Below are 23,811 nucleotides of genomic sequence, written 5' to 3' on the forward strand. Positions count from 1 at the left end.
GTGTACCTCTTCCTTCTTGGAGTGAAGACTCGTTAGCACTCGCAACGTGGGAGTGCTGATCAAAGTCTAGAACGGCCTCTGGCACTCATGCAACGCGAGTGCCAATCTGGGCCCCCAGGCCGAGGCTCCGCGCAGCGCGAAGCGATGCGGGGAGACGCGCGAAGACGTCACGGAGGGATGCCTAGGCTGGGGTTCGTGGAGATGAGCGAGCTGCGGGCCCTGCTGACGCCGGAGGGGCTGCGGCTCCTCGACGAGACCCGGGCGACCGGCATCCGGGATGTCGCCCGCGCGGTGTCGCGACTGCGCGCCGCGGGGCACTCCGCCGACCTCGTCTCGGCGGTCGTCGGCCAGGCACGACTGCGCGAGCGCGCGGCCGGCAAGTTCGGCCCCTTCGCCGACCGGATGCTGTTCACCCGCGCCGGACTCGAGCAGGCGACGCGCCTCGAGATCGCGGCACGCCATGCGGGACGATTCCGTGCTGCCGGCCTCGACAGCGTCGCCGATCTCGGCTGCGGCATCGGCGGCGATGCGCTCGGCTTCGCCGGGATCGGGATGCGGGTGCTCGCGATCGAGGCGGACGAGGTGACCGCGGGGATCGCGGCATACAACCTCGCTCCGTTCGGTGACGCCGTGACCGTTCGGCACGGTCAGGCCGAGGCATCCGATCTCTCCGGCGTCCAATCGGTCTGGCTCGACCCCGCCCGCCGCACCGCCGGGCACACCGAGACGTCGCGTGTGCGCGCCGAGGACTACGCGCCGTCGCTCGACTGGGCGTTCGACCTGGCCCGGCGCCTCCCGACGGGCATCAAGCTGGGGCCTGCCTTCGACCGCGAGCTCATCCCCGACGACGTCGAGGCGCAGTGGATCGGCGTGGACGGCTCCACGATCGAGCTCGTGATGTGGTCGGGTGCCCTGGCCCGCCCGGGCGTCAGCCGCGCCGCCCTCGTCGTCCGCGGCGGTGTCGCCAACGAGCTGACGGCGACGACGGATGCAGAGGACGAGCCGGTGCGGGAGTTGGGCGCCTTCGTGCACGAACCGGAGGGGGCCGTCATCCGCGCTCGCCTGATCGGCGATGTCGCGCGCTCGCTCGAGGCGGGCATGCTCGCGTCCGGCATCGCCTACCTCACCGGCGATGCGGCCGTGACCTCGCCGTTCGTGTCGAGCTTCCGTGTCCGCGAACAGCTCCCGTCAGACGTGCGAGGACTCGCGAAGGCCTTGCGAGAGCGCGGCATCGGGCGGCTCGAGATCAAGAAGCGCGGGGTCGACGTCGATCCTGCGAAGCTGCGCACCCAGCTCAAGCTGCGCGGCGATGAGGAGGCCACGCTGCTGCTCACGCGACGCGGCGGCACGCGGCTGTCGATCCTCGCCGATCGGGTCTGAGCGCTCTCAGCCGAGCGCGAGGGCGCCCTGGCTCGCCGCCCAGATGAGCCAGCCGGCGCTGTAGAGCAGCGACAGGGCGGCGAGGGCGATCGCCCAGATCGCGATTCCCCTCGGCTCCCCGCGCCGAACGGCGAGGGCGCCGGCGACGAGCGCGACGACGCCGAGCAGGAAGCCCCAGCCGACGACGAGCGAGACCAGCAGCCCGACGACGGCGAACGCCAGCGCCCACGCTCCGAACCGCGCGCGAGGCGGCTCGGCGATCCAGTCGGTCGGGGTGTAGCCCGGCGGATCCTCCGCGCCCGGTTCGAGCGGTGCGGATTGGACCGTGATGAGGACCGGTCCTGTGAGCTCGCGCGAGAACCCGCCACGGTGCGCGCCGGGGAGGGGCGTCGCATCCTTCGCCGCCGTGAGGTCGGGGGACGCCGCCTCCACACGCGGGGATCCCGCCTTCGGCGGGGATCCGGCGTCCTGCGGAGATCCGTCGATCTGCGGGGACTCCGGGCCCGGAGCGCCCGATTCCGGCCGGATCTCCGCGGCTGCGCCGGCGTCGGTGGGGTCGCTCACGGCACCGCGACCGTCTCGGCGACCTGGATCTCGGTGACCGGCAGGGTGGAGTCAGCGCCGAACTCCAGCGTGGAGGGGCGTCTGCCGGACATGATGAGCTCGGCGGCAAGGCCGGCGATCATCGCCCCGTTGTCGGTGCACAGGCTGAGCGGGGGGATGCGGACGCTCACGCCCGCCTCCGCGGCGCGGGCGAGCGCGACATCGCGCAGGCGCCGGTTGGCGATCACTCCCCCGCCGAGGAGCAGCCGCGGCACGTCGTGGTCGGCGCACGCGGCGAGCGCCTTGGTCACGAGGACGTCCACGACCGCCTCGCGGAAGGACGCGGCGACATCCGCAATCGGCAGTTCTCCCTCGTACTGCTCGGTCCAGCGCGCGACCGCCGTCTTCAGTCCGGAGAACGAGAAGTCGTAGCGGTGCTTGTCGAGGTCGCTCGCGCGCGAGAGCCCGCGCGGGAAGCGGATCGCGGTCGGGTCGCCGGATGCGGCGGCCCGATCGATCTCCGGACCCCCCGGATACGGCAGCCCGAGAAGCCGCGCGACCTTGTCGAATGCCTCGCCGGCAGCGTCGTCGACCGTCTCGCCGAGGAGCTCGACGTCGGTCGTCAGGTCGCGGACCAGCAGCAGCGACGTGTGCCCTCCGCTGACGAGAAGGGCGACGGTGGGGAGCTCGAGGGCCGGGGCGGATGCGCTGTGCTGCGCTGAGGGGGAGAGGATGTCGGCGGCGATATGACCGACGAGGTGGTTGACGGCGTAGAGGGGCTTGCCGAGCGACACCGCGAGCGCCTTCGCGGCACCGATGCCGACCATGAGCGCCCCGGCGAGCCCCGGGCCACTGGTGACCGCGACCGCGTCGAGGTCGTCGAGCCGGACGCCGGCCTCGGCGAGCGCGGCCTCGATCGCCGGCTCCAGCGCCTCGAGGTGCGCACGTGCGGCGACCTCGGGCACGACGCCGCCGTAGCGGGCGTGCTCGTCCATCGAGCTCGCGATCGTGTTCGACAGCAGCGTGCGGCCGCGGACGATGCCGATGCCGGTCTCGTCGCAGCTCGTCTCGATGCCGAGCACCAGGGGCTCCTCGGCGCGATCGACGTTCACGTGCACACTCCCCCCGCTGCAGAACTCCACGGATTCGTGCCCGATCCGGCCGCGCGGCCGCCTCCGAGGGCGTCCTGCTCAGAATCCGGCGGAGTTTCGCCGGCGCCCGCGGCCGCACCGTGCGCCTGCCATTGGCGCAGATCGAGACGCATGATCACGGCGTCCACGTCGTCGGGCTGGTAGTAGTGCGGTCGGCGGCCGAGCTCGGCGAACCCCTCCGACGCGTAGAGCCCCCGGGCGACGGGATTGTCCGCCCGCACCTCGAGGAACACCTCCTCCGCCCCCCGCTCCTGCGCGGCGGTCAGCAGGTCGCGCAGCAGCGCGCGACCCTGCCCGCGTCCGCGTGCAGCGGAGTCGATCGCGATCGTCTGGATATCGGCATCCTTCGACCCTCGCAGAGCCCGCACTCCCCCGTACCCGACGATCCGTCTCGCGGTCTCGACGACGAAATAGCGGTTGTGGGTCGACTCGAGCTCGGCGCGCATCATGGCCTCCGACCAGGCGTCGGTCGGAAATGAGGCGCGCTCCAGGGCCATGATCGCGTCGAGGTCGGCCACCGTCGCGGCGCGGCTCACGCGGACACCCGCTTCTGCGCGCCGGGGAGCGTCACATCCGGCGACCGCAGGTAGAGGGCGTCGTCCGGCCCGATCGTCCGGCGGGCGGCGAGGGCGCGGGCGGCCGCGACCCCGACGAGGGCGGCAGGAACGGCGTGGGCGTCGAGGCGGAGGGCGCCGAGCGCCGCGAGGCGTGCGTCGAGCTCGTCGCGCGGGATGAGAGCGGGCTCGGTCGCACGGACGGGGAGGCCGTCGGCATCCATCCCGTCGTAGACGGTATACGCGAACTCGCGCCGGCGCGCGTCGGTCACGACGGCGAAGAGCTCGTCGGCTTCGCCCAGCAGGGCGGCCTGCAGGAGGTGTCCCAGGGCGACGGCGTCGTGGCTCACGACCGGCACGACGGGGATGCCACGGCCGAGGGCGAACGCACGCGCCGCGGCGATGCCCACCCGCAGCCCGGTGAAGGGGCCAGGACCCATTCCCGCAGCGACATGTGTGATCGAGTCCTCGGTGCGCGCGGTGACCCCCAGAGCCGGAGTGATCGCTGCAGCATCCAGCGCGCGGGCGATGAGCGTGCCGATGGCCTCGGCATGCCCGAGCGGGTTCTCGCTCGCCTCCTCCGCGCGCACGACGCCGTCGGCGTCGACGACGGCGACGCTCGTGCCCACCGAGGTGTCGATGCCGAGGATCATGCTTCCAGGGTAGTCGCGACGCCGCGGCGCGCCGGCGCTCGGGGGCGTCGGCTGATCGTCACGATCCGCGGGGAATCGGCATCCAGCTCGTCCGCGTCCGCGACCACGCCGCGGGCCGTGTCGACTCCGCGCGTGGGCCCATCCCTGTCCAGCTCGACCTCCCACCAGGTCTCGCGCAGGCCGTCGACCATGCCGCGGCCCCATTCGACGACGACGACGGAGTTGTCGACGTCGACGTCGAGGTCGTCGAGCTCGGCCGCCGAACCCAGCCGGTAGGCGTCGACGTGCACGAGCGGCGCGCCGCCCACAAGCGAGGGATGCGTGCGCGCGATGACGAACGTCGGGCTCTGCACGGGGCCTCGCACGCCGAGGCCGGCCGCGATGCCGCGGGTCAGCGTCGTCTTGCCGGCGCCGAGCGGACCAGTGAGCACGACGAGGTCGCCGGGGTGCAGCATCCCGCCCATCCGCTCGCCGAGGGCCTCCATGTCGGCGGGCGCGACGATCTCGTGCCGGCCCTCCAGCTGCGCGAGGCTCACGATCGCACCTGCCGGCGCGGCACGCGGGGACCGATGCGCGTCACGATCTCGTAGTTGATGGTGGATGCGGCGTCGGCCCACTCCTCGACCGCGGGCACGCCGAGCGCGGGATCGCCGAACAGCGTCACCTCGTCGCCGATCCGCACCGGAGCGTCACCGACGTCGACGACGAACTGGTCCATCGCGATGCGGCCGGACACCCGGAACCGCTGACGCCCGATGACCACCGGCCCCGCGCCGGAAGCCTGACGCGGCACACCGTCGGCGTAGCCGAGAGGAACGAGCGCGAGCGTCGACTCGCGCTCGGTGCGATACGTGTAGCCGTACGAGACGCCCTGGCCTGCGGGCACGCGGCGCACCGCCGCGACCTCGCCGCGCAGGGTCATCGCGGGCCGCAGCCCGAGGTCGCTCGACGTGCGGTCGGCGAACGGCGACAGCCCGTAGAGGCCGATGCCGACGCGGACGCAGTCCAATCGAGCCTCGGGGATCTCGATCGCGGCGTGCGTCGCGGCGATGTGCCGGATCTGCGGACGGATGCCGATCCGGGCCGCCGCGTCGACCCCGTCGAGGAAGGCCGCGAGCGCGGCGCGGTCGTCCTCGGCAGAGGTGTTGGACAGATGGCTGAAGAGGCCGACGATCCGCAGGCGGCCGATCCGCTCCAGGCGCGCAGCCTCCGAGAACATCGCCGCATAGTCCGTCGGCGCGATGCCGTTGCGGCCGAGGCCCGTCTCGAGCTTCAGGTGCACCCCGACCGCATACGCGGAGGATGCGGCGGCAGCCGCCGCCTGCAGCTGATCCATCGTCGAGACGCCGATCTCGATTCCGGATGCCGCGGCCTCCGCGAAGGACTGCCCCGGCGCGTGGAGCCAGGCGACGACCGGCGCGTCGATACCCCCGCGGCGGAGCGCGAGCGCCTCGGCCACATCCGCGACCCCGAGGCGCGTCGCGCCTCCGGCGAGGGCGGCGGCCGCCGATCGAACGCCGCCGTGCCCGTAGCCCTCGGCTTTGACGACGGCCATGACGTCGACGCCTGTGAGCCGCCGCATCTGCCGCGTGTTCTCCTCGATGGCGCCCACGTCGATGAGCGCCTCCCGCAGGACGGTCACGCCTCCGCCTCCGCCAGCCGCTCCGCGATCACGTAGGCGGTGGCGAGACCCGCATCATGCGAGAGGGACAGATGCAAGGCGTGGATGCCGCGATCCCGGACGACAGCCGCCGTCTCGCCCGACAGCACGAAGACCGGCTTGCCCGAGGGTTCCGAGGCGATCTCGATCTCGGTCCAGTGCAGCCCGTCCGAGTCGCCGAGCGCTTTGATGAGCGCCTCTTTGGCGGCGTACCGCGCCGCCAGAGAGTGCAGCTTCAGCTGCCGCTCCGCATCCGAGAAGAGACGCTCGAGCACTCGCGGCGTCCGCTCGACGAGCCGCTCGAAGCGCGGGATGTCGACGAGGTCGACGCCGATTCCCACAATCATCAGTCCAGCGTACCGACCGGTCCCCGGCCCGCCGCTCGCGGCCGGATCGCGCCGGCCGCGCAGCCGGCAGACCCGCTCACTCGACGGTGACGGACTTGGCCAGGTTGCGGGGCTGGTCGACGTCGAGACCGCGGGCCGTCGCGAGGCCCATCGCGAAGATGTGCAGCGGGACGACAGCGAGCAGCGGCTCGAACAGGGCGCCGGCGAGCGGGATGTGCAGCACCTCGTCGGCGAACGGCAGGACCGCCGCATCCCCCTCCTCCGCGATCACGATGACGCGCGCGCCGCGCGCCTGGATCTCCTGGATGTTGGAGACGACCTTCGAGTGCAGCAGCGCCGAGTGCCGCGGCGACGGCACGAGGACGAACACCGGCTGGCCGGGCTCGACGAGCGCGATCGGCCCGTGCTTGAGCTCTCCCGCGGCGAAGCCCTCGGCGTGGATGTACGAGATCTCCTTGAGCTTGAGTGCACCCTCGAGGGCGATCGGGTAGCCCACGTTCCGGCCGAGGAACAGCACGGAGCGCGTGTCCGCCATCCAGTGCGCGAGCTGCTCGATGCGGGCCTGCTCGTGCGCGAGCACGTGCCGGATCTTCGCGGGGATGGCCTCGAGCTCGCGGACGTGCTCGGCGACCTCGGTGGCCGCGATCGTGCCGCGGATGCGGCCGATGTGCAGTGCGAGGAGGTACAGCGCGGTGATCTGGGCGACGAAGGCCTTGGTCGACGCGACGGCGACCTCCGGGCCGGCGTGCGTGTAGACCACGGCATCCGACTCGCGCGGGATGGTGGCCCCCTGCGTGTTGCAGATCGACAGCGTCTTGGCTCCCTGCTCGCGCGCGTACTTGACGGCCATGAGCGTGTCCATCGTCTCGCCCGACTGGCTGATGGAGACGACGAGGGTGTCGGCTCCGATCACCGGGTCGCGGTAGCGGAACTCGTGGGCGAGCTCCACATCCACGGGCACGCGCGCCCACTGCTCCAGCGCGTACTTGCCGACCTGGCCGGCGTAGGCGGCGGTGCCGCACGCGATGACGACGATGCGCGAGATCCCCGAGAATAGGTCGTCGAGTCCGTCGAGCTCCGGAATGACGACGGTGCCGTCGTGGATGCGGCCGCGGATGGTGTTCGCGACGGCCTCGGGCTCCTCGGAGACCTCTTTGGCCATGAACGACGACCAGCCGCCCTTCTCGGCGGCCGCGGCATCCCATGTGACCTCGAAAGGCTCGGGCTGCACCGGGTTGCCGTCGAAGTCGGTGACCTCGACGCCCTCGGGGGTGATGGCCACGATCTCGTCCTGTCCGATGGCGAGCGCGTTGCGGGTGTGCTCGACGAAGGCCGCGACATCGGAGCCGAGGAAGTTCTCGCCCTCGCCGAGGCCGATCACGAGCGGCGAGTTGCGACGTGCTCCGACGACGAGTCCGGGGTGGTCCTGGTGCACGGCGAGGAGCGTGAAGGCTCCGTCGAGCTGCGACACGGTCGCGCGGAACGCGGCGACCAGGTCGCCGTCGTTCTCACGGTACGCGCGGCCGAGGAGCACGGCCGCGACCTCGGTGTCGGTCTCGCTCCGGAAGTCGTAGCCGTCCGAGAGCAGGTCGTTCTTGAGCGCGGCGAAGTTCTCGATGATGCCGTTGTGGATGACGGCGAGCTTGTCGTCGTCGGCGAGGTGGGGGTGCGCGTTCAGATCGGTCGGGCCGCCGTGCGTCGCCCAGCGTGTGTGGCCGATGCCGGTGGTGCCGTCGGGCATCGGCGTGCCCTTCAGGTCCTCACGCAGCACGCCGAGCTTGCCCGCCCGCTTGCGCATGTCGAGCGAACCGGCATCGTCGATGACGGCGATGCCCGCGGAGTCGTAGCCGCGGTACTCCAGACGGGCGAGGCCGGACAGCAGGATGTCCTTGCTCGGGCGAGGGCCGACGTATCCGACGATTCCACACATGCATTCCAGGGTAGGCGCAGCCGATTGCTAAGCGCCTGTACAAACCCTCGTCCTCCGCCGCGAGCCCGCATTCCTTCTGCGAACCCGCATCCATTTCACGCGAATCGGATGCGGGCTCGGGAATCGCATGCGGGGTCGCGAGGAGGGGACGGTCACAGCTTGCGGAGCAGGACTCTCTCCACCTTGTGGTCCGCGCCCTTGCGCAGCACGAGCGACGCGCGATGCCTCGTGGGAAGCACGTTCTCCTCGAGGTTCGGCAGGTTGATCTCGTTCCAGAAGCGCATCGCGCGCTCGATGGCCTCATCGTCGCTCAGCTCCGCGAAGACGCGGAAGAACGACGTCGGGTTGGCGAACGCGCTCTGACGCAGCGCGAGGAAACGGTCGACGTACCACTGGGCGATATGGTCGGCCTCGGCATCCACGTAGACCGAGAAGTCGAAGAGATCGCTCACCGCGACGTCGTTGCGACTGGGCGGCGGCTGCAGCACGTTGAGGCCCTCGACGATGACGACGTCCGGGCGGCGCACCGTGATGCGGGCATCGGGGATGATGTCGTACCGCACATGCGAGTAGACGGGCGCCGTGACCTCCGGCTCCCCCGACTTCACCGCGGTGAGGAAGTCCAGGAGCGCCCGGCGGTCGTACGACTCGGGGAAGCCCTTGCGGTCCATGATCCCGCGGCGCTCCAGCTCGGCGTTGGGCAGGAGGAACCCGTCCGTCGTCACCAGCTCGACACGCGGGGTGTCGGACCAGCGGCTCATGAGCTCGCGGAGCAGGCGCGCGATGGTGGACTTGCCGACCGCGACCGATCCGGCGACGCCGACGACGAACGGGGTCGTGACGTCCGGCTCTCCGAGGAAGGCGCTCGTGTCGGCGCCGAGGCGCTTCGTCGCGTTCGCATACAGGCTGAGAAGACGGCTGAGCGGCAGATAGACCTCGCGGACCTCGGCGAGATCCAGACGGTCCCCGAGACCGCGGATCTGCACGATCTCGGTCTCGCTGAGCGGCTGCGGCATGCCCGCGGCGAGGCGCGCCCATTCGTCGCGGTCGATCTCGCGGTAGAGCTGCGGGGCGGCGGCGGTGTGGGCCGAGGGGTCTGGGGACATCGCGGAACATCGTACCCGGCACCTGCGCGAGCCGATGTATCAGTCTCAGGAGGCATCCCTCCTCGGGAGTACGTGGACTATCGCGGCGCTCGCTCGTCGCTCACCTTGAGGAGAGATCATGACCCGCCACGGCTCGTACACCGTCGACATCGTCCCGCCGCGATCGAAGTACTACGACTCGGGTCGCTTCGGCCGGATGTTCGGGTCGCTTCCTCCATTCGCCGCGGACACTCCGGAGATCCGCGCCGCGCTGCTGGACATCGGCAAGCCGGGCGGCATCATGGATGCCCAGGACGACCTCTCCGCGGGACCGGTGCAGCTCATCGTCGATCCGGCGCTGTCGCAGCACAACCGCAACAGCACGACGCACGTCGCCGGCGACACCTTCCTCGGGCAGTTCATCGACCACGACATCACGTTCGACCCGACCTCGAGCCTGTCGCGCACTGTCGATCCCGAGCAGATCTCGAACTTCCGCACCCCCAGTCTCGGCCTCGACAACATCTACGGATCCGGCCCCAACATCTCGCCCCATCTGTACGACCATCACGCGGGCCAGGGCATCGCCATGCTCCTGGAGGAGACCGGCACACCCGGCAAGAGCGACGTGCCGCGCAACAGCCAGGGCGTCGCGCTCATCGGCGATCCGCGCGATGACGAGAACCTGATCATCTCGCAGCTGCAGACCGGGATGCTGCGGTTCCACAACGCGGTCGTCGACTATGTGCGCAGCGACCTCGGGATCACCAACCCGGGAGAGGCCTTCGCCGAGGCGCAGCGGATCGTCCGCTGGCACTACCAGTGGATCGTCGTGCACCACTTCCTGACCAAGACCTGCGGCGACGACGTGGTCACCGACGTCCTGACGAACGGCCGCAGGTTCTACTCCTGGAACAACCAGCCGTACATCCCGGTGGAGTTCTCGGTCGCCGCGTACCGCTTCGGCCACAGCCAGATCCGGCCGTCCTACCGCGCGAACTTCACGGGAAACCCGGGCGGCACGCCGTTCTTCGGCATGATCTTCACCGCGGACTCGCTGCCGGCCGGCGACCCGGACGACCTCTCCGGTGGATGCCGCGCACCGCGCCGCTTCGTCGACTGGCCGACGTTCTTCGACTTCGGCGACGGCAACGTCCGGCCCAACAAGAAGATCGACACGACTCTCTCGACCGCGCTGTTCACGCTGCCGGGGTCAGTCGTGGCGCGACCGGACGCCAAGACCAACCCGTCCTCGCTCGCGCAGCGCAACCTTCTGCGGCACCTGACGTTCTCGCTGCCCTCGGGCCAGCGCGTGGCGCGGGCGATGAACGCGGCCGAGCTGCGCGGCAGCGATCTCGCCGACCTGCAGCAGTACGGTCTCGACGACCGCACGCCGCTGTGGTTCTACGTGCTCCGCGAGGCCGACGTCGCAGGCGGCGGCGAGCGGCTCGGGCCGGTCGGCGGACGCATCGTCGCCGAGGTCATGCTGGGCCTCATCGAGGGCGACAGCACGTCCTATCTCGCCCAGGATCCCGACTGGCAGCCGTTCCTGCCGACGATCGATCCGGCTCGACAGCACACCGACTTCCAGATGATCGACCTCCTGCGCTTCGCAGGCGTCGCATAAGAACTCGTCGCCCGACTCCCCCTGGGCGACGACAGCGGGGCGCCGGTGTCATGCACCGGCGCCCCGCGACCCTGACCCGGTACGCTTCCCGAGTGCGCCTCGGAGTCCTCGACATCGGCTCGAACACCGTCCATCTGCTGGTCGCCGACGTGCGCCCGGGTGGCCGGCCGCTCGCGACGACGAGTCAGCGCACCGTGCTGCGCCTCATGCGGTTCCTGCAGCCCGACGGCTCGATCAGTGAGGACGGCGTGCGCGCGCTGGTGGATGCCGTCGCCCAGGCCCGCGCGATCGCCGACGCCGAGAGCGTCGACGAGCTCCTCGCGACGGCGACTTCGGCCGTGCGCGAGGCGACCAACGGAGACAGCGTCATCGCAGAGATCGAGGAGGCGCTCGGCCAGCCGCTGCAGGTGCTCGGCGGAGAGACGGAAGCGCAATACACGTTCCTCGCCGTCCGGCGGTGGTTCGGCTGGTCAGCCGGGCAGATCATGCTGTTCGACATCGGCGGCGGCTCGCTGGAGCTCGCGTCAGGTCCCGACGAGCTGCCGGAGGCGGCGGCATCCGTCCCCCTCGGAGCGGGGCGCATGACCGTCCAGTTCCTGCCCGTCGACCCGCCGGGGGAGGACGCCGTCGAGCAGCTGCGGGCGCACGCCCGCGCCGTCCTGGCGCCCGCGGCAGAGAAGTTCCGCACGCAGCCGCGCCCGGACCACGTCGTCGGCTCGTCCAAGGCGATCCGCTCGCTGGCCCGTCTGGCCGGATACCCGGTGCCGGGCTGGAGCGGCATCCAGCGCATGGTGCTCCCGCGCTCGGCGCTCGGCTCGTGGATCCCGCGCCTCGCCCGGATCCCCGCATCCGCACGCCAGGAGCTGCCGGGCATCACACCGGACCGGACGTTCCAGATCGTCGCCGGCGCGATCGTCCTGCACGAGGCGATGCGCGCCCTCGACGTCGACGAGCTCGAGGTCTCACCGTGGGCCCTCCGCGAGGGCGTGCTCCTGCGCTACATCGAGTCGATGGTCTGGGGCTGATCGTCAGAGCGCGATGCGCGCGCGCACGACGTCAGCGAGACGGTGCGCCACGTCGTCGGCGATGGCCTGATCGGCTGCCTCGACCATCACCCGCACGAGCTGCTCCGTACCGCTCGGTCGCAGCAGCACACGGCCGGAGACGCCGAGCTCGGCGGTCGCGCGGGCGACTGCATCCTGCACGCCCTCGTCATCGACGCGCGTCCGGTCGACGCCCTTGACGTTCACGAGGATCTGCGGGAACACCGTCATGATCGACGCGAGCTCCGCGAGCGAGGTGCCCTTCCGCGCCATCTCGGCGAGGAGGTGCAGGCCGGTCAGCAGACCGTCGCCCGTCGTCGCGTACTCGCTCATGATGACGTGGCCGGACTGCTCGCCCCCGAGCGAGAATCCGCCCTGGGTCATGCGCTCCAGCACATAGCGGTCGCCGACAGCGGTCTGCTCGACGCGGATGCCCTGAGCGGCCATCGCCCGATGCAGGCCGAGGTTGCTCATCACCGTCGCGACGAGCGTGTCGTCCTTGAGGTGGCCGCGCTCCTTCATGGAGACCGCGAGGATCGCCATGATCTGGTCGCCGTCCACGACCTTGCCGTTCGCGTCGACGGCGAGGCACCGGTCGGCGTCGCCGTCATGGGCGATGCCCACATCCGCGCCGTGCGCGAGGACGGCCGCGGCGAGCTTGTCGAGATGCGTCGATCCGACGCCGTCGTTGATGTTGAGGCCGTCCGGGTCCGCACCGATGACCGTGACACGAGCACCCGCGTCGCGGAAGGTCTCCGGCGAAACGCCGGACGCGGCGCCGTGCGCGCAGTCGAGGACGACGTGGATGCCGTCGAGCCGATGCGGCAGGGAGCCGAGCAGGTGGACGACGTAGCGGTCCTCGGCATCGGCGAAGCGGCGGATGCGGCCCACCTCCGCGCCCGTGGGCAGGAGCTTCGGACCGCTCATGGCGTTCTCGATGCGCGCCTCGACGACGTCGGGCAGCTTGACGCCGCCGCGCGCGAAGATCTTGATCCCGTTGTCGGGGGCGGGGTTGTGCGAGGCGGACACCATGACGCCGAAGTCGACGTCCATGTCCGCGATGAGGAACGCCGTCGCCGGGGTCGGGAGCACGCCGGCGTCGAGGACGTCGACACCCGACGAAGCCAGGCCGGAGGCCACGGCCGCAGCGAGGAACTCGCCCGAGATGCGCGGGTCACGGGCGACGACCGCGGTCAGGCGCTTGCCGGCGGCCTTGCGGGCCTCCGCAGAACGGCCCTGGCCCAGGACGACGGCAGTCGCCTGGGCCAGGGTGAGCGCGAGATCTGCGGTGAGGGGGCCGTTGGCCAGTCCCCGCACCCCATCCGTGCCGAAGAGGGGCATCGGACCGATCAGCGCTTCGAGTACTGAGGAGCCTTGCGGGCCTTCTTGAGACCGGCCTTCTTGCGCTCCTTCACGCGAGCGTCGCGCGAGAGGAAGCCGGCCTTCTTCAGGGTCGGGCGGTTGTTCTCGACGTCGATCTCGTTCAGCGAACGGGCGATGCCGAGGCGCAGCGCACCGGCCTGGCCCGAGGGGCCGCCGCCCTGGATGCGGGCGATGACGTCGTACGCGCCGGTCAGGTTGAGGACCGTGAACGGGTCGGTGACCAGCTGCTGGTGCAGCTTGTTCGGGAAGTAGTCCTCGAACGTGCGGCCGTTGATGGTGATCGTGCCCGAGCCCGGGATCAGGCGCACGCGGGCGATGGCCTGCTTGCGACGACCCACGGCGGAGCCGGGGACGCTGAGCACGGGGCGCTCGACGTCGGCGGCGACCAGGTCGGCCGGCGTCTCGGTGGAGTAAGAGGTGGTCTCTTCGATGTCTGCCACGAGTGTGTCCTTATTCTTGGCGGCGCTTACTGGGCGACCTGGTCGAAGGTGAACGTCTTGGGCTGCTGGGCGGCGTGCGGGTGCTCGGCACCGGCGTAGACCTTCAGCTTCGAGAGCTGCTGGCGGCCCAGGCTGTTCTTCGGGAGCATGCCGCGGACGGCCTTCTCCACGGCGCGGACGGGGTTCTTCTCGAGGAGCTCCGCGTAGGAGACGGCCTTGAGGCCGCCCGGGTAGCCCGAGTGGCGGTACGCCATCTTCTTGGTGAGCTTCTGACCCGTCAGCGCGACCTTGCCGGCGTTGACGATGATGACGAAGTCACCCGTGTCGATGTGGTTCGCGAAGGTCGGCTTGTGCTTTCCGCGGAGGAGCGCGGCCGCGTGCGAGGCGAGTCGTCCGAGGACGACGTCGGTCGCGTCGATGACCAGCCACTCGCGCTGGGTCTCGCCAGCCTTCGGGGTGTAGGTGCGCGTCACGATAGTGCTGCTTTCTTGTCGAACGGAGAGGTTCGTGAATCCCGCTCCGGGGTGGTTCGTTCCTCGAGGAGGTCGTAACACGCCAGTGGAGGGCTCACGTTCGCGGTGTCACGCCAGCAGGGCGGACACCAAAGGAAGAGTCTACGCGAAGAGGGATGCAGACGCGAATCGGCCGGGCGCTACTTGTTGAGCGAGGAGCGCGACACGTGGATCGGGATCGCGAGGGCGGCGCACACGGCGAGCAGACCGAGGATGAAGAACAGCGCCTGGAAGGGCACCAGCGAGAACGACAGGCCCATCAGGATGATCCCCCCGACGAACAGGATCAGGCAGACGATGTACATTCCGGGGCTCCCTCAGGTCGAATCGACGACTCCAGCCTACCCACCCGCGGTGCCGGTCTCCGTGCCCTCCTCCACGTCGCCGCTCTCCAGCGACTCCGCCGATGCCGACGGCGCGCCGACCTCGGCGGTGATGAGCACCGGCAGGTGGTCGCTGAGCCCCTGCGGCAGCGTGCGCACTGCCTGGATGTCGAAGCCGGCGGAGGTGGCGAAGTCGTAGTGGCCGCGGAAGAAGCGGTAGCGCGTGTAGGTGTGGGCGTCGCTGAGGGTCAGCTCGTACCCCTGCTCGCGGATCTTCTGGCCGAGGTTCTCCTTGAAGACCGGGTAGTTGTAGTCGCCGACCATGAGCGCCGGCAGACCCGGGCCGAGCTGTTCGAGCTCCTCGAGCGCGGCGCGGATCTGGTGCCGCCGGAGCGAGTTGAGGGCCGTCAGCGGCGCGGCGTGGAAGGACGCGACGATGATCTCGCGGCCCGCATCGATGTCGTGCAGCCGTACGCCGAGCATGCGCTCCTCGGCCGGCTTGAGAACGCGGTCGTGGAGCGACTTCTTCAACGCCATCGAGCGCACCTCGAGCGTCCGATAGGTGTTCTCGCGGTAGTAGACGGCGAGTCCGAGCCGGTTGCGCTGTGTCGAGTCGGCGAGGCGCAGCCCGGCGAGCTCGAACGGCATGTCGGTCGTGTCGCACTCCTGCAGGCACAGGATGTCGGCGGCATGCGCCTCGACGATCGCCGCGAGTTCTCTCGCGGCCCGGTGTTTGCGGAGGTTGTACGAAATCACCCTCATGATCACTCCCACCATACGGGGATCGCGTCGCTGGGAGCGCCTTTCCCGGAAAGCCGATAGCCGCCCCTGATCCGGGGTCGAGGAGGAATCAATGAGCACCACGCATGCAAGGGCCCACGAGGCCGTGGCGGCCGCCCGCGCGGCCCGCGAAGGGGCGGAGCGCGCCCTGCGGCTGAGCCGGCGTCGCCGCGCCGACGCGGCGCGCGCCTTGGAGTACGACGTCTATCCGATGACGATCGATGAGTCCGAGCGCTCCCGCCGTCGACAGGTCGTCGCGGACGCCGACGCCGACATTGCGGCGCTCAGCGAGGCCCTGCGCCGGGCCCAGACGATCGAGGACGCGGCGCTGGCGCTCGTCGCCGCCGTCTCCGGCACGAACTTCGCCGAGAAGGCCGTGGCATCCACCATCGTCGATCTGCTCGGCGGCTCCGCAGTGGCCGCCTCGGTCAGTCGATCTCGCGTCGAGCCCGCGTCTGTTCGGCGCGCGCCGCGAGCAGCCCGTCGTCCGGGTAGCCGACCTCTGCCAGCGTGAGCCCGCGGGCGGCGAGCACCTTGAAGTCGCTCGTGCGCTCCCCCGCATCCCGCAACGCGGCGACGTCCCCGACGTCGAGCCTTCCCTCGCCCACGGCCACGCACGCGCCCACCAGCGCACGCACCATGCTGTGACAGAAGGCGTCGGCCCGCACGTTCGCGATGAGGACGCCCTCGGCGTCCCGGTGCCAGTCGAACTCCAGCAGCGTCCGGATGGTCGTGGCCGCTTCACGCGGCTTGCAGTATGCGGCGAAGTCGTGGAGGCCGATGAGCGAGCGGGCCGCCGCATCCATCGCCTCGACGTCGAGCCGTCCACGCACCGTGGTCGTGCGGTGGCGCTCGAGCGGGTCGAACCCGGCGACATCGTCGGCGATGCGGTACTCGTACCGCCGCCAGACCGCCGAGAACCGTGCGTCGAACCCCTCGGGGGCCGCGCTCGTGCGCGAGACCGTGACATCGGGGTAGGCGCCGAGAACGCCGCGCACTCGAGCCGCGAGCGCCTCGACAGGGTCGTGGTGGACCTCCACAGGCCGATGCGGCCGAAGCCGATCCTCCTGCTCCGATGTGAGATCGAGGTGGGCGACCTGGTCACGGGCGTGCACGCCGGCATCGGTGCGACCGGCCACGACGAGCTGTGCCGAGCCGCCCAGGATGCGGACGAGTGCCTCCTCGAGCATTCCCTGCACCGTGCGCAGCCCCGGCTGCCGCGCCCAGCCACGGAAGTGCGTGCCGTCATAGGCGATGTCGAGCCGGATGCGCACCCGCCCAGGCTATCGGCATCCGGATACGCGGAAGGCCCGCACCCCAGGGGGTGCGGGCCTTCTCGACGTGGTGTGGAGAGCCTTACTCGGACTTCTCCGCGGCGGCCTCGGGGGCCTCCTCGAGGGCGGCATCGGCCTCGACGGGCGCCTCCTCGACGGGAGCCTCCTCGACGGTGGCGTCCTCGGCGGCCTCGGGGGCCTCCTCCTCGACCGGCGCCTCCTCGACCGGCGCAGCCGGCTTCTCGGCGGCCGGGGCGGACTTCTTGGCCTTCGACTTCGGCGAGACGGGCTCGAGGACGAGCTCGATCACAGCCATGGGAGCGTTGTCGCCCTTGCGGTTGCCGATCTTGGTGATGCGGGTGTATCCGCCCTCACGGTGCTCGACCAGCGGCGCGATCTCGGCGAAGAGGACGTGCACGGCCTCCTTGTTGCCGAGGACCGACAGCACGCGACGACGAGCGTGCAGGTCGCCGCGCTTGCCGAACGTCACGAGACGCTCGGCCAGCGGACGCAGGCGCTTCGCCTTGGTCTCGGTGGTGGTGATGCTCTTGTGGATGAACAGGGCCGAGGCCAGGTTCGCCAGCAGGAGACGCTCGTGTGCGGGGCCGCCTCCGAGGCGGGGTCCCTTCGTGGGCTTGGGCATTCTCAGTTACTCCAGGGGTGAAGAGAGTCGGTACGCGCTGTCGTCAGGAACCGACGGTCGCGATGTGCGGACGCTGCTTAGACGGTCTCGTCGTCGTATCCGCCGTAGAAGTGCGCGCCGTCGAACCCGGGGACCGAGTCCTTCAGCGACAGGCCGAGTGAGACGAGCTTGTCGCGCACCTCGTCGACCGACTTCTGTCCGAAGTTGCGGATGTTCATGAGCTGCGTCTCCGACAGGGCGACGAGCTCGCTGACCGTGTTGATGCCCTCGCGCTTGAGGCAGTTGTACGAGCGGACCGACAGATCGAGATCCTCGATCGGCATCGACAGCTCGTTCGACAGCACCGTCTCGACCGGCGCCGGGCCGATCTCGATGCCCTCGGCCTCGACGTTGAGCTCGCGCGCCAGACCGAACAGCTCGGTCAGGGTGCGACCAGCCGAAGCGACGGCGTCGCGCGGGGCGATCGAGGACTTCGTCTCGACGTCCAGCACGAGCTTGTCGAAGTCGGTGCGCTCGCCGGCACGGGTCGCGTCGACGCGGTAGCTGACCTTGAGCACCGGCGAGTAGATCGAGTCGATCGGGATCTGACCGGCCTCGGCGTACTCGTTGCGGTTCTGCGTGGCCGAGACGTAGCCGCGGCCGCGCTCGATGGTGAGCTCGAGCTCGAAGCGCGCCGAGTCGTTCAACGTCGCGATGACCAGCTCGGGGTTGCGGACCTCGACGCCCGCAGGAGCGGAGATGTCGGCGGCCGTGACCTCGCCCGCACCCGTCTTGCGCAGGTAAGCGGTGATGGGCTCGTCGCGCTCGCTCGAGACGACGAGCTGCTTGATGTTGAGGATGATCTCGGTGACATCCTCCTTGACACCCGGAATGGTGCTGAACTCGTGCAGCACGCCGTCGATGCGGATGCTGGTGACGGCCGCGCCGGGGATCGACGACAGGAGGCTGCGGCGCAGCGCGTTTCCGATCGTGTAACCGAAGCCGGGCTCCAGGGGCTCGATGACGAACCGGCTGCGGAACTCCCCGATCTTCTCCTCGGTCAGGGTGGGACGCTGTGCGATGAGCACTATGGTTCCTTTCGGCTGAGTGCCCGCTATTTGACACTCGCTAGTTGGATGAGGTGTGGAGTTGTGATCGGGATGCCTCGACGCGAGGCATCCATGAGACACGCGTGAGCCGGGACGCGCCCGAAGGAGCGTCCCGGCACAGCGAGATCAGACGCGGCGGCGCTTCGGCGGGCGGCAGCCGTTGTGCGCCTGCGGCGTGACGTCCTGGATCGACCCCACCTCGAGGCCGGCGGCCTGCAGCGAGCGGATCGCGGTCTCGCGACCCGAGCCCGGGCCCTTCACGAAGACGTCCACCTTCTTGACGCCGTGCTCGGCGGCCTGACGGGCAGCCGACTCGGCGGCCATGCCCGCGGCGTACGGGGTGGACTTGCGCGAGCCCTTGAAGCCCACGCCACCCGACGATGCCCAGCTGATGACCGCGCCCGACGGGTCGGTGATCGAGACGATCGTGTTGTTGAACGTCGACTTGATGTGGGCCTGGCCCAGCGCGATGTTCTTCTTCTCCTTGCGGCGCGGCTTGCGCGCAGCAGTCTTGGCCTGTGCCATGAGTCTTCTTCTCTCCTAAACCTTCAGGGCGCGCTTACTTGCGGCCGGCCTTCTTCTTGCCGGCGACGGTGCGCTTCGGGCCCTTGCGGGTGCGAGCGTTCGTCTTGGTGCGCTGGCCGCGCACGGGCAGACCACGGCGGTGGCGAATGCCCTCGTAGGAGCCGATCTCGACCTTGCGGCGGATGTCGGCGGCCACCTCGCGACGGAGGTCACCCTCCACCTTGTAGGTGCCCTCGATGTAGTCGCGGAGCGCGACGAGCTGGTCGTCGCTGAGGTCCTTGACGCGGATGTTCTCGTCGATCTCCGTCGCAGTGAGGATCTCGTTCGAGCGGGTACGGCCGATGCCGTAGATGTAGGTCAGGGCGATGACCACGCGCTTGTCACGCGGGATGTCGACGCCGGCAAGACGTGCCATGCGGCTCTCCTAGGAGTGTCGGGAGGTGTGGAGCAGGATCGGTGCCCGGGCCTCCGCCCCGAGGTGTCCCCCTTGCGGGTTCTGATCCTGCCTGTGTGTGTATTGAGTTGTGGAGCCCGGATGCCGCGGTCCGCGGCATCCGGTCGAGCAGATGCTCAGCCCTGGCGCTGCTTGTGACGCGGGTTGCTCTTGCAGATGACCATCACGCGGCCGTGGCGGCGGATCACCTTGCAGTGATCGCAGATGGGCTTGACGCTGGGGTTGACCTTCATGTCTGTTCCTGTTCGCTGTCTTCGCCGGGCGGGCACAGCTGTGCCCGGGGCGTTACTTTCCGACCGGTCTAGCGGTAGCGGTAGACGATGCGGCCGCGGGTGAGGTCGTAGGGGCTCAGCTCCACGACCACGCGGTCCTCCGGAATGATGCGGATGTAGTTCTGTCGCATCTTGCCGGAGATCGTGGCGAGCACCTTGTGTCCGTTGGTCAGCTCAACGCGGAACATCGCGTTGGGCAGAGCCTCTGACACTGTGCCCTCGATCTCGATGACACCGTCTTTCTTGGCCATAGCCTCGCTTCGCTTCTGCAGACGGTCGGTCTGCGGTGGATGGATGGAGTTGGTACCGAGACACGCCGAAGCAGGCGCAAGGCACCAAAGATCAAGTGTATGCGATAGAGGATGCAGCGGCAACTCGGCTCCGCCGCACCCTCTCCGTCATCGTGTGCGGCGCCGAACGGTCATCCACATCGCCGCCCCGCCGGCCGCCATCAGTGCGAGGCCGACCGGCACGACCCACAGGGCGGCCTGACCACCCGTCCTCGCCAGCGACCCCGGCGTGGGCGTGGGCGTGGACGACACGGTGGGGTCGGGGGTCGGAGTGGGTGTGGGGTTGGGCGCCCCTTCGACCCACTCGTTGGCGACGCCCACCCGCGCCGGAGTATTCGCAGAGCCGGCGGCGATCGTCACGGGGCTTCCGCTGATCACGGGTGTCGCCCATGCTCCGCCCGGACCGGCCGGCGGCGTTCGTTCGGTCACCTCGCATGAGGCGCCGACGGGCGCGGCGAACGGGCCGTCGGTGGCTCCGGCCGCGGCCGACCACGTGCCGTTCGCGACGATCGTGCCGTCGAGGCTGCAACTCCAGGAGCCGGTGAAGACGAGGGCGGGCGCGCCCGCTCCGTCGACCACCTTGGTGATGGTGAACGCGCCCATGTTCGTCGGCGGCAGCGAGCTCCAGTGGTTGACGATCGACACGACGACGGGGGTCAGATCCGACTCGGCCGTGATCGTCGCCGGCGAGCCGGTGATCGTCGGTGTCCCCCACGTTCCCGCGGCGCTCTGCGGAGGAGAGTTCTCGGTGACGCTGCATGAGGAGTCGATGGGCACTTCGATCCTGCCGGAGTCGCCGCCCCCGAGGGCGGACCAGTCGCCGGATGCGACCACCGTGCCGTCCAGAAGGCATTCGAACGCACCGGTGAACAGCACGTTCGCGGGGGCGTCGTTCCCGCGAACACTCTTCGTGATCACGAACGCGCCAGGCGCATCGAGGCATTGGAAAGGTGCCGAGTTCCACGGGTAGTTGTGCAGCTCATTGCCTTGTCCATTCATCACGATCGAGCCGTTCGTCAGGACCCGGCCGTTCGTGCTGGCGGTGATCGTCAGTGTCGGCGCCGCGTCCACCGCGTTGGCGTGCGGCACCAGGATCGACCCCAGTACCTGGCTGCTGCCCCCCAGCGTGACATCCGCGGAGTCCGCGAAATTCCACATCGTGCGCTGGGCGACCTTGCCGAAGAGATCGCCCGACGACCAGTCATTGGCCAACGCGCCCTCTTCGAAGAACATGTTCGGGGCGAAGTCGATCGGCCCGGCCCCCGTCACGTTGACGATGACGGATCGGGTCGTGCTCGGGATGCCGTCGAACGCCACGTTCTCGGCGTCCGCCAGTATCGAGCCTGACACCGTGAAGACCTGCGGGTCGGCCAAGGGGGCGGTGGATGTGAAGGTCAGCACGCCGCTCTGGAAAGCGGACGTCCCCGTCACGGCCTTCGCCGAGAATGCTGCGGACTCCTGTGTCAGCGTGTCGCTCCAGCCCGTCCACGGCGCGAGGGCTTGCACACCCATGTTCTGCGTCAGCGTTCCGCCGTTCATCACGTACGGCGGAACGTCGTGGTTGCTGCCGCCGGGATTCGGGTCCACGTAGAGCGGAGAGGTCGTGCCCCCGACGTCGACGTTGCCACCCACGACGGTTCCGTTGTCATCCGTCACGCTGAATCCGACGTCGATGTGCGCGTTCGACCCGATGGTCAGATCGCCACCCACGGCGAACATCGTCGTGCCGCCCCCCGGCGCCGTGCTGGAGCCGACACCGACCGACCCGATGTTGACGATGCCCTGCTTGTCGATGACGGCGTTGCGACCGGTGACCAAAAGCCCTTCGATCTCGGCGGCTCCATCCGACACGTGCAGATCCTTGCCTGCGTACACGGCGACGTTGTTGTCCGTCCACGCATCAGGGTCGCCGTTGTTGGGCGGCGGCAGCGTTCCGGGCGGGCACGTGTGGTCCTCGGTCGCAGCGTTGCCTGGCGAGGCGTGCACCAAGCCGACGCCCGCGAGCGCCACCCCCGCAATCACCCCCAGTGCTGCGACCGTGGCGGTGGAGCGCCGACCCCAAAAAATGCGCGCGAATATCACGGTTCGTCCTCCCCCCACGCCACTCGGGTGTGGCGCAGAAACGAATCCCACCATTCTGTCCGACTCTTTCGCAGGACGGAAATCGCCGACCAAAAACGGAAGGGGGTGGATGCCGCGGCATCCACCCCCGTTCTGTTCGCTGCGCGAGCGACTACTTGAGGTGCGGCGTAATGTCGGTCGCGGGGTTCATCGTGACCGGGATCTGCGTGCCGTTGACGACGAGCGTCGGCGTGCCAGTCGCTCCCTGCGGTAGCTGCTGGGCGAGGACGTACTTCTGGTACTTGTTCGACTTGATCTCGTTCTCGAGCGCAGGCGTCATGTTGACGCCGGCGTTCTTGGCCACGTCGATGATCTGCTGATCGGTGAGCCCTGCCGAGCCCTCCTGGGGCTGGTTGGCGTACATCGCCTGCATGAACGCGTACGCGTTGGCGTAGTCGTGGATGACGACCGAGTACATCGCCGATCCGGCACGGCTCGAATAGCCAGGGGGGTTGGTGTGCTGATCGAGGATCGCGACAGGGACGACCTCGAGAGTCGTCTTGCCACCGTCGACCGCGGTCTTGATCGTGGCGCCCTCGCTCTGCTCGAACTCGTTGCAGATCGGGCACAGGAAGTCGACGTACGTCGTGACGGTGTTGGTCTTCGAGTCGCCGAAGACGATCGCACCCGAGGAGGTGATGTGCGAGGACTGCGGCTTATCCCCAGGAGGGGAAGTCTGGGTGTTCATCACGACGACCAGGACGGTCACGACGGCGAGAACCGCCACGACGGCGATGCTGACCCAGATCGCGAACCAGTTCGTCTTGCGGGCTGTGGTTGCCATGTACGTCTTTCTCCGTTTTCGAGCGGGGTGCGTCTCCATCATCCACGAGATCTCTATGCCGATCCCGTGAGCGACCTGTCCGTCACGTCAGGACGGGGACTCAGTCGATGGGCTGCGGGGTCACTCCGAAGCTCGCGAGCCCCGCGGCACCGCCGTCGGGAGCCGTGAGCACCCAGATGCCTCCCTCGTGCACGGCGACCGAGTGCTCCCAGTGCGAACCGTCCGAGCCGTCGATCGTGGAGACCGTCCAGTCGTCGTCCTCGACGTAGGTCGCCTCGCTGCCCGCGACGACCATCGGCTCGATGGCGACGGCCAGGCCCGGGCGCACCTCCGGTCCCGGATCCGAGACGCGGTAGTTGAAGATCGACGGAGATTCGTGCATCTTGCGGCCGATGCCGTGTCCGACATAGTCGCGGAGGATGCCGTAGCCGTGCCCCGCATCCTCGATCGCGTCCTGGATGGCGGCGCCCACCTCACCGAGGTGTTTCGCCGTCGACAGGGCCGCGATGCCCGCCCACAGCGACCGCTCGGTGACGCGCGAGAGCTCCTCGCGGGCGGCGACGAGTTCGGGCCGGGCGGGATCGGGCACGACGATCGTGATCGCCGAATCGCCGTTCCATCCCTTGAACTCGGCGCCGGAATCGATGGAGACGATGTCGCCGGGCTGCAGGACGCGGTCGCCGGGGATGCCGTGGACCACCTGCTCGTTGACGGAGGTGCACACCGTGTGGCGGTAGCGGCGGACCATCTGGAAGTTGGACACCGCACCACGGCCCGTGATGACGCCGTGGGCCGCGGCATCCAGTTCCCGCGTCGTGACGCCGGGCTGCACGAGATCGCGCACCGCTTCCAGAGAAGCCGCCGTGATGAGTCCTGGCTCCACCAACGCCCGCAGCTGCGCGGGCGACTTGTAGATCGACCGCCGCAGCCCCATCAGCATGTCACCCGG

28 protein-coding genes are annotated in these 23,811 nt (G+C 69.6%); 4 read left to right on the forward strand and 24 right to left on the reverse strand.

The window, feature by feature from the left end:
* The first annotated feature begins 195 nt into the window (after window positions 1-195).
* On the forward strand, window positions 196-1,380 hold the full coding sequence (locus tag AC0NZN_RS07075) for a THUMP-like domain-containing protein (RefSeq protein ID WP_474591570.1): 1,185 nt from the start codon (window positions 196-198) through the stop codon (window positions 1,378-1,380).
* A 6-nt stretch (window positions 1,381-1,386) separates the two neighbouring features.
* On the opposite strand, the gene AC0NZN_RS07080 is transcribed toward AC0NZN_RS07075, so the two are convergent.
* The 9 genes from AC0NZN_RS07080 to coaA form a co-directional block, all read right to left on the reverse strand.
* Window positions 1,387-1,944, reverse strand: coding sequence for a hypothetical protein (locus AC0NZN_RS07080; RefSeq protein WP_474591571.1), 558 nt, complete (start codon window positions 1,942-1,944; stop codon window positions 1,387-1,389).
* A complete protein-coding gene (gene tsaD, locus AC0NZN_RS07085; RefSeq protein ID WP_474591572.1) occupies window positions 1,941-3,035 on the reverse strand; it encodes a tRNA (adenosine(37)-N6)-threonylcarbamoyltransferase complex transferase subunit TsaD in 1,095 nt (364 codons plus the stop codon). Before tsaD ends, AC0NZN_RS07080 begins: the two co-directional genes overlap by 4 nt.
* Window positions 3,032-3,610 (reverse strand): ribosomal protein S18-alanine N-acetyltransferase, encoded by a 579-nt coding sequence (gene rimI, locus AC0NZN_RS07090; RefSeq protein ID WP_474591573.1) that lies wholly within the window; start codon window positions 3,608-3,610, stop codon window positions 3,032-3,034. The genes tsaD and rimI overlap by 4 nt, the downstream gene beginning before the upstream one ends.
* Complete coding sequence (gene tsaB / locus AC0NZN_RS07095; RefSeq protein ID WP_474591574.1) at window positions 3,607-4,281, reverse strand: tRNA (adenosine(37)-N6)-threonylcarbamoyltransferase complex dimerization subunit type 1 TsaB; 675 nt, start codon at window positions 4,279-4,281, stop codon at window positions 3,607-3,609. Before tsaB ends, rimI begins: the two co-directional genes overlap by 4 nt.
* Window positions 4,278-4,820 (reverse strand): tRNA (adenosine(37)-N6)-threonylcarbamoyltransferase complex ATPase subunit type 1 TsaE, encoded by a 543-nt coding sequence (gene tsaE / locus AC0NZN_RS07100; RefSeq protein ID WP_474591626.1) that lies wholly within the window; start codon window positions 4,818-4,820, stop codon window positions 4,278-4,280. The genes tsaB and tsaE overlap by 4 nt, the downstream gene beginning before the upstream one ends.
* Entirely contained in the window at window positions 4,814-5,863 is a 1,050-nt protein-coding gene (gene alr, locus AC0NZN_RS07105; RefSeq protein WP_474591627.1) for an alanine racemase, read from the reverse strand. Before alr ends, tsaE begins: the two co-directional genes overlap by 7 nt.
* Window positions 5,864-5,919: 56 nt before the next feature.
* Window positions 5,920-6,288 (reverse strand): holo-ACP synthase, encoded by a 369-nt coding sequence (locus AC0NZN_RS07110; protein ID WP_474591575.1) that lies wholly within the window; start codon window positions 6,286-6,288, stop codon window positions 5,920-5,922.
* Between the two features lie 76 nt (window positions 6,289-6,364).
* Window positions 6,365-8,218, reverse strand: coding sequence for a glutamine--fructose-6-phosphate transaminase (isomerizing) (gene glmS, locus AC0NZN_RS07115; protein ID WP_474591576.1), 1,854 nt, complete (start codon window positions 8,216-8,218; stop codon window positions 6,365-6,367).
* A 152-nt stretch (window positions 8,219-8,370) separates the two neighbouring features.
* Complete coding sequence (coaA, locus tag AC0NZN_RS07120; protein WP_474591577.1) at window positions 8,371-9,324, reverse strand: type I pantothenate kinase; 954 nt, start codon at window positions 9,322-9,324, stop codon at window positions 8,371-8,373.
* 118 nt (window positions 9,325-9,442) lie between these two features.
* Here coaA and AC0NZN_RS07125 point away from each other — a divergent pair, with 118 nt between their 5' ends.
* Both AC0NZN_RS07125 and AC0NZN_RS07130 read left to right on the forward strand, forming a co-directional pair.
* On the forward strand, window positions 9,443-10,930 hold the full coding sequence (locus tag AC0NZN_RS07125) for a peroxidase family protein (RefSeq protein WP_474591578.1): 1,488 nt from the start codon (window positions 9,443-9,445) through the stop codon (window positions 10,928-10,930).
* Between the two features lie 92 nt (window positions 10,931-11,022).
* Window positions 11,023-11,955: a Ppx/GppA phosphatase family protein gene (locus tag AC0NZN_RS07130; RefSeq protein WP_474591579.1), complete on the forward strand. Its 933-nt coding sequence runs from the start codon at window positions 11,023-11,025 to the stop codon at window positions 11,953-11,955.
* Window positions 11,956-11,958: 3 nt separating this feature from the next.
* On the opposite strand, the gene glmM is transcribed toward AC0NZN_RS07130, so the two are convergent.
* From glmM to AC0NZN_RS07155, 5 genes are all read right to left on the reverse strand, one after another.
* Complete coding sequence (gene glmM, locus AC0NZN_RS07135) at window positions 11,959-13,314, reverse strand: phosphoglucosamine mutase (RefSeq protein ID WP_474591580.1); 1,356 nt, start codon at window positions 13,312-13,314, stop codon at window positions 11,959-11,961.
* A gap of 8 nt (window positions 13,315-13,322) precedes the next feature.
* Window positions 13,323-13,796, reverse strand: a complete 474-nt coding sequence (rpsI, locus tag AC0NZN_RS07140) for a 30S ribosomal protein S9 (RefSeq protein ID WP_474591581.1) — start codon at window positions 13,794-13,796, stop codon at window positions 13,323-13,325.
* A 26-nt stretch (window positions 13,797-13,822) separates the two neighbouring features.
* The gene (rplM, locus tag AC0NZN_RS07145; protein WP_474591582.1) at window positions 13,823-14,269 is read right to left on the reverse strand and encodes a 50S ribosomal protein L13; all 447 of its coding nucleotides are present in this window, start codon (window positions 14,267-14,269) and stop codon (window positions 13,823-13,825) included.
* 179 nt (window positions 14,270-14,448) lie between these two features.
* On the reverse strand, window positions 14,449-14,613 hold the full coding sequence (locus AC0NZN_RS07150) for a hypothetical protein (RefSeq protein WP_474591583.1): 165 nt from the start codon (window positions 14,611-14,613) through the stop codon (window positions 14,449-14,451).
* 36 nt (window positions 14,614-14,649) lie between these two features.
* A complete protein-coding gene (locus AC0NZN_RS07155) occupies window positions 14,650-15,393 on the reverse strand; it encodes an endonuclease/exonuclease/phosphatase family protein (RefSeq protein ID WP_474591584.1) in 744 nt (247 codons plus the stop codon).
* Between the two features lie 91 nt (window positions 15,394-15,484).
* Between AC0NZN_RS07155 and AC0NZN_RS07160 the strand changes: the two genes are divergently transcribed.
* A complete protein-coding gene (locus AC0NZN_RS07160) occupies window positions 15,485-15,925 on the forward strand; it encodes a hypothetical protein (protein WP_474591585.1) in 441 nt (146 codons plus the stop codon).
* Here the strand turns inward: AC0NZN_RS07160 and truA are convergent.
* From truA to map, 10 genes are all read right to left on the reverse strand, one after another.
* A complete protein-coding gene (gene truA, locus AC0NZN_RS07165) occupies window positions 15,840-16,685 on the reverse strand; it encodes a tRNA pseudouridine(38-40) synthase TruA (RefSeq protein ID WP_474591586.1) in 846 nt (281 codons plus the stop codon). The genes AC0NZN_RS07160 and truA overlap by 86 nt on opposite strands.
* 82 nt (window positions 16,686-16,767) lie before the next feature.
* A complete protein-coding gene (gene rplQ, locus AC0NZN_RS07170) occupies window positions 16,768-17,328 on the reverse strand; it encodes a 50S ribosomal protein L17 (protein ID WP_474591587.1) in 561 nt (186 codons plus the stop codon).
* A 77-nt stretch (window positions 17,329-17,405) separates the two neighbouring features.
* Window positions 17,406-18,395, reverse strand: coding sequence for a DNA-directed RNA polymerase subunit alpha (locus AC0NZN_RS07175; RefSeq protein ID WP_474591588.1), 990 nt, complete (start codon window positions 18,393-18,395; stop codon window positions 17,406-17,408).
* 147 nt (window positions 18,396-18,542) lie between these two features.
* Window positions 18,543-18,941: a 30S ribosomal protein S11 gene (rpsK, locus tag AC0NZN_RS07180; RefSeq protein ID WP_029145883.1), complete on the reverse strand. Its 399-nt coding sequence runs from the start codon at window positions 18,939-18,941 to the stop codon at window positions 18,543-18,545.
* 34 nt (window positions 18,942-18,975) lie between these two features.
* The gene (rpsM, locus tag AC0NZN_RS07185; RefSeq protein ID WP_474591589.1) at window positions 18,976-19,356 is read right to left on the reverse strand and encodes a 30S ribosomal protein S13; all 381 of its coding nucleotides are present in this window, start codon (window positions 19,354-19,356) and stop codon (window positions 18,976-18,978) included.
* A 155-nt stretch (window positions 19,357-19,511) separates the two neighbouring features.
* Window positions 19,512-19,628: a 50S ribosomal protein L36 gene (gene rpmJ / locus AC0NZN_RS07190; RefSeq protein WP_005050492.1), complete on the reverse strand. Its 117-nt coding sequence runs from the start codon at window positions 19,626-19,628 to the stop codon at window positions 19,512-19,514.
* A gap of 68 nt (window positions 19,629-19,696) precedes the next feature.
* Window positions 19,697-19,918: a translation initiation factor IF-1 gene (infA, locus tag AC0NZN_RS07195; RefSeq protein WP_013583992.1), complete on the reverse strand. Its 222-nt coding sequence runs from the start codon at window positions 19,916-19,918 to the stop codon at window positions 19,697-19,699.
* A gap of 147 nt (window positions 19,919-20,065) precedes the next feature.
* Window positions 20,066-22,039 carry a choice-of-anchor A family protein gene (locus AC0NZN_RS07200; RefSeq protein ID WP_474591590.1) on the reverse strand — a complete coding sequence of 658 codons (1,974 nt, stop codon included), beginning with the start codon at window positions 22,037-22,039 and terminating at the stop codon, window positions 20,066-20,068.
* 151 nt (window positions 22,040-22,190) lie between these two features.
* Entirely contained in the window at window positions 22,191-22,862 is a 672-nt protein-coding gene (locus AC0NZN_RS07205; RefSeq protein ID WP_474591591.1) for a DsbA family protein, read from the reverse strand.
* Window positions 22,863-22,962: 100 nt separating this feature from the next.
* Window positions 22,963-23,796 carry a type I methionyl aminopeptidase gene (gene map, locus AC0NZN_RS07210; protein WP_474591592.1) on the reverse strand — a complete coding sequence of 278 codons (834 nt, stop codon included), beginning with the start codon at window positions 23,794-23,796 and terminating at the stop codon, window positions 22,963-22,965.
* Between the last annotated feature and the right edge of the window lie 15 nt (window positions 23,797-23,811).

The sequence above is a fragment of the Microbacterium sp. sgz311019 genome (genome assembly GCF_056135325.1).

Excerpts from the sequence above, each read along its gene's own strand:
- map (WP_474591592.1), bottom strand. The coding sequence starts at position 23,796 with ATGGGGCTGCGGCGGTCGATCTACAAGTCGCCCGCGCAGCTGCGGGCG.
- rpsM (WP_474591589.1), bottom strand. The coding sequence starts at position 19,356 with ATGGCACGTCTTGCCGGCGTCGACATCCCGCGTGACAAGCGCGTGGTC.
- coaA (WP_474591577.1), bottom strand. The coding sequence starts at position 9,324 with ATGTCCCCAGACCCCTCGGCCCACACCGCCGCCGCCCCGCAGCTCTAC.
- rpsK (WP_029145883.1), bottom strand. The coding sequence starts at position 18,941 with ATGGCACAGGCCAAGACTGCTGCGCGCAAGCCGCGCCGCAAGGAGAAG.
- glmS (WP_474591576.1), bottom strand. The coding sequence starts at position 8,218 with ATGTGTGGAATCGTCGGATACGTCGGCCCTCGCCCGAGCAAGGACATC.
- tsaB (WP_474591574.1), bottom strand. The coding sequence starts at position 4,281 with ATGATCCTCGGCATCGACACCTCGGTGGGCACGAGCGTCGCCGTCGTC.
- AC0NZN_RS07150 (WP_474591583.1), bottom strand. The coding sequence starts at position 14,613 with ATGTACATCGTCTGCCTGATCCTGTTCGTCGGGGGGATCATCCTGATG.
- AC0NZN_RS07110 (WP_474591575.1), bottom strand. The coding sequence starts at position 6,288 with ATGATTGTGGGAATCGGCGTCGACCTCGTCGACATCCCGCGCTTCGAG.
- alr (WP_474591627.1), bottom strand. The coding sequence starts at position 5,863 with ATGCGGCGGCTCACAGGCGTCGACGTCATGGCCGTCGTCAAAGCCGAG.
- AC0NZN_RS07125 (WP_474591578.1), top strand. The coding sequence starts at position 9,443 with ATGACCCGCCACGGCTCGTACACCGTCGACATCGTCCCGCCGCGATCG.
- AC0NZN_RS07160 (WP_474591585.1), top strand. The coding sequence starts at position 15,485 with ATGAGCACCACGCATGCAAGGGCCCACGAGGCCGTGGCGGCCGCCCGC.
- AC0NZN_RS07205 (WP_474591591.1), bottom strand. The coding sequence starts at position 22,862 with ATGGCAACCACAGCCCGCAAGACGAACTGGTTCGCGATCTGGGTCAGC.
- glmM (WP_474591580.1), bottom strand. The coding sequence starts at position 13,314 with ATGCCCCTCTTCGGCACGGATGGGGTGCGGGGACTGGCCAACGGCCCC.
- rplQ (WP_474591587.1), bottom strand. The coding sequence starts at position 17,328 with ATGCCCAAGCCCACGAAGGGACCCCGCCTCGGAGGCGGCCCCGCACAC.
- AC0NZN_RS07155 (WP_474591584.1), bottom strand. The coding sequence starts at position 15,393 with ATGAGGGTGATTTCGTACAACCTCCGCAAACACCGGGCCGCGAGAGAA.
- infA (WP_013583992.1), bottom strand. The coding sequence starts at position 19,918 with ATGGCCAAGAAAGACGGTGTCATCGAGATCGAGGGCACAGTGTCAGAG.
- rpmJ (WP_005050492.1), bottom strand. The coding sequence starts at position 19,628 with ATGAAGGTCAACCCCAGCGTCAAGCCCATCTGCGATCACTGCAAGGTG.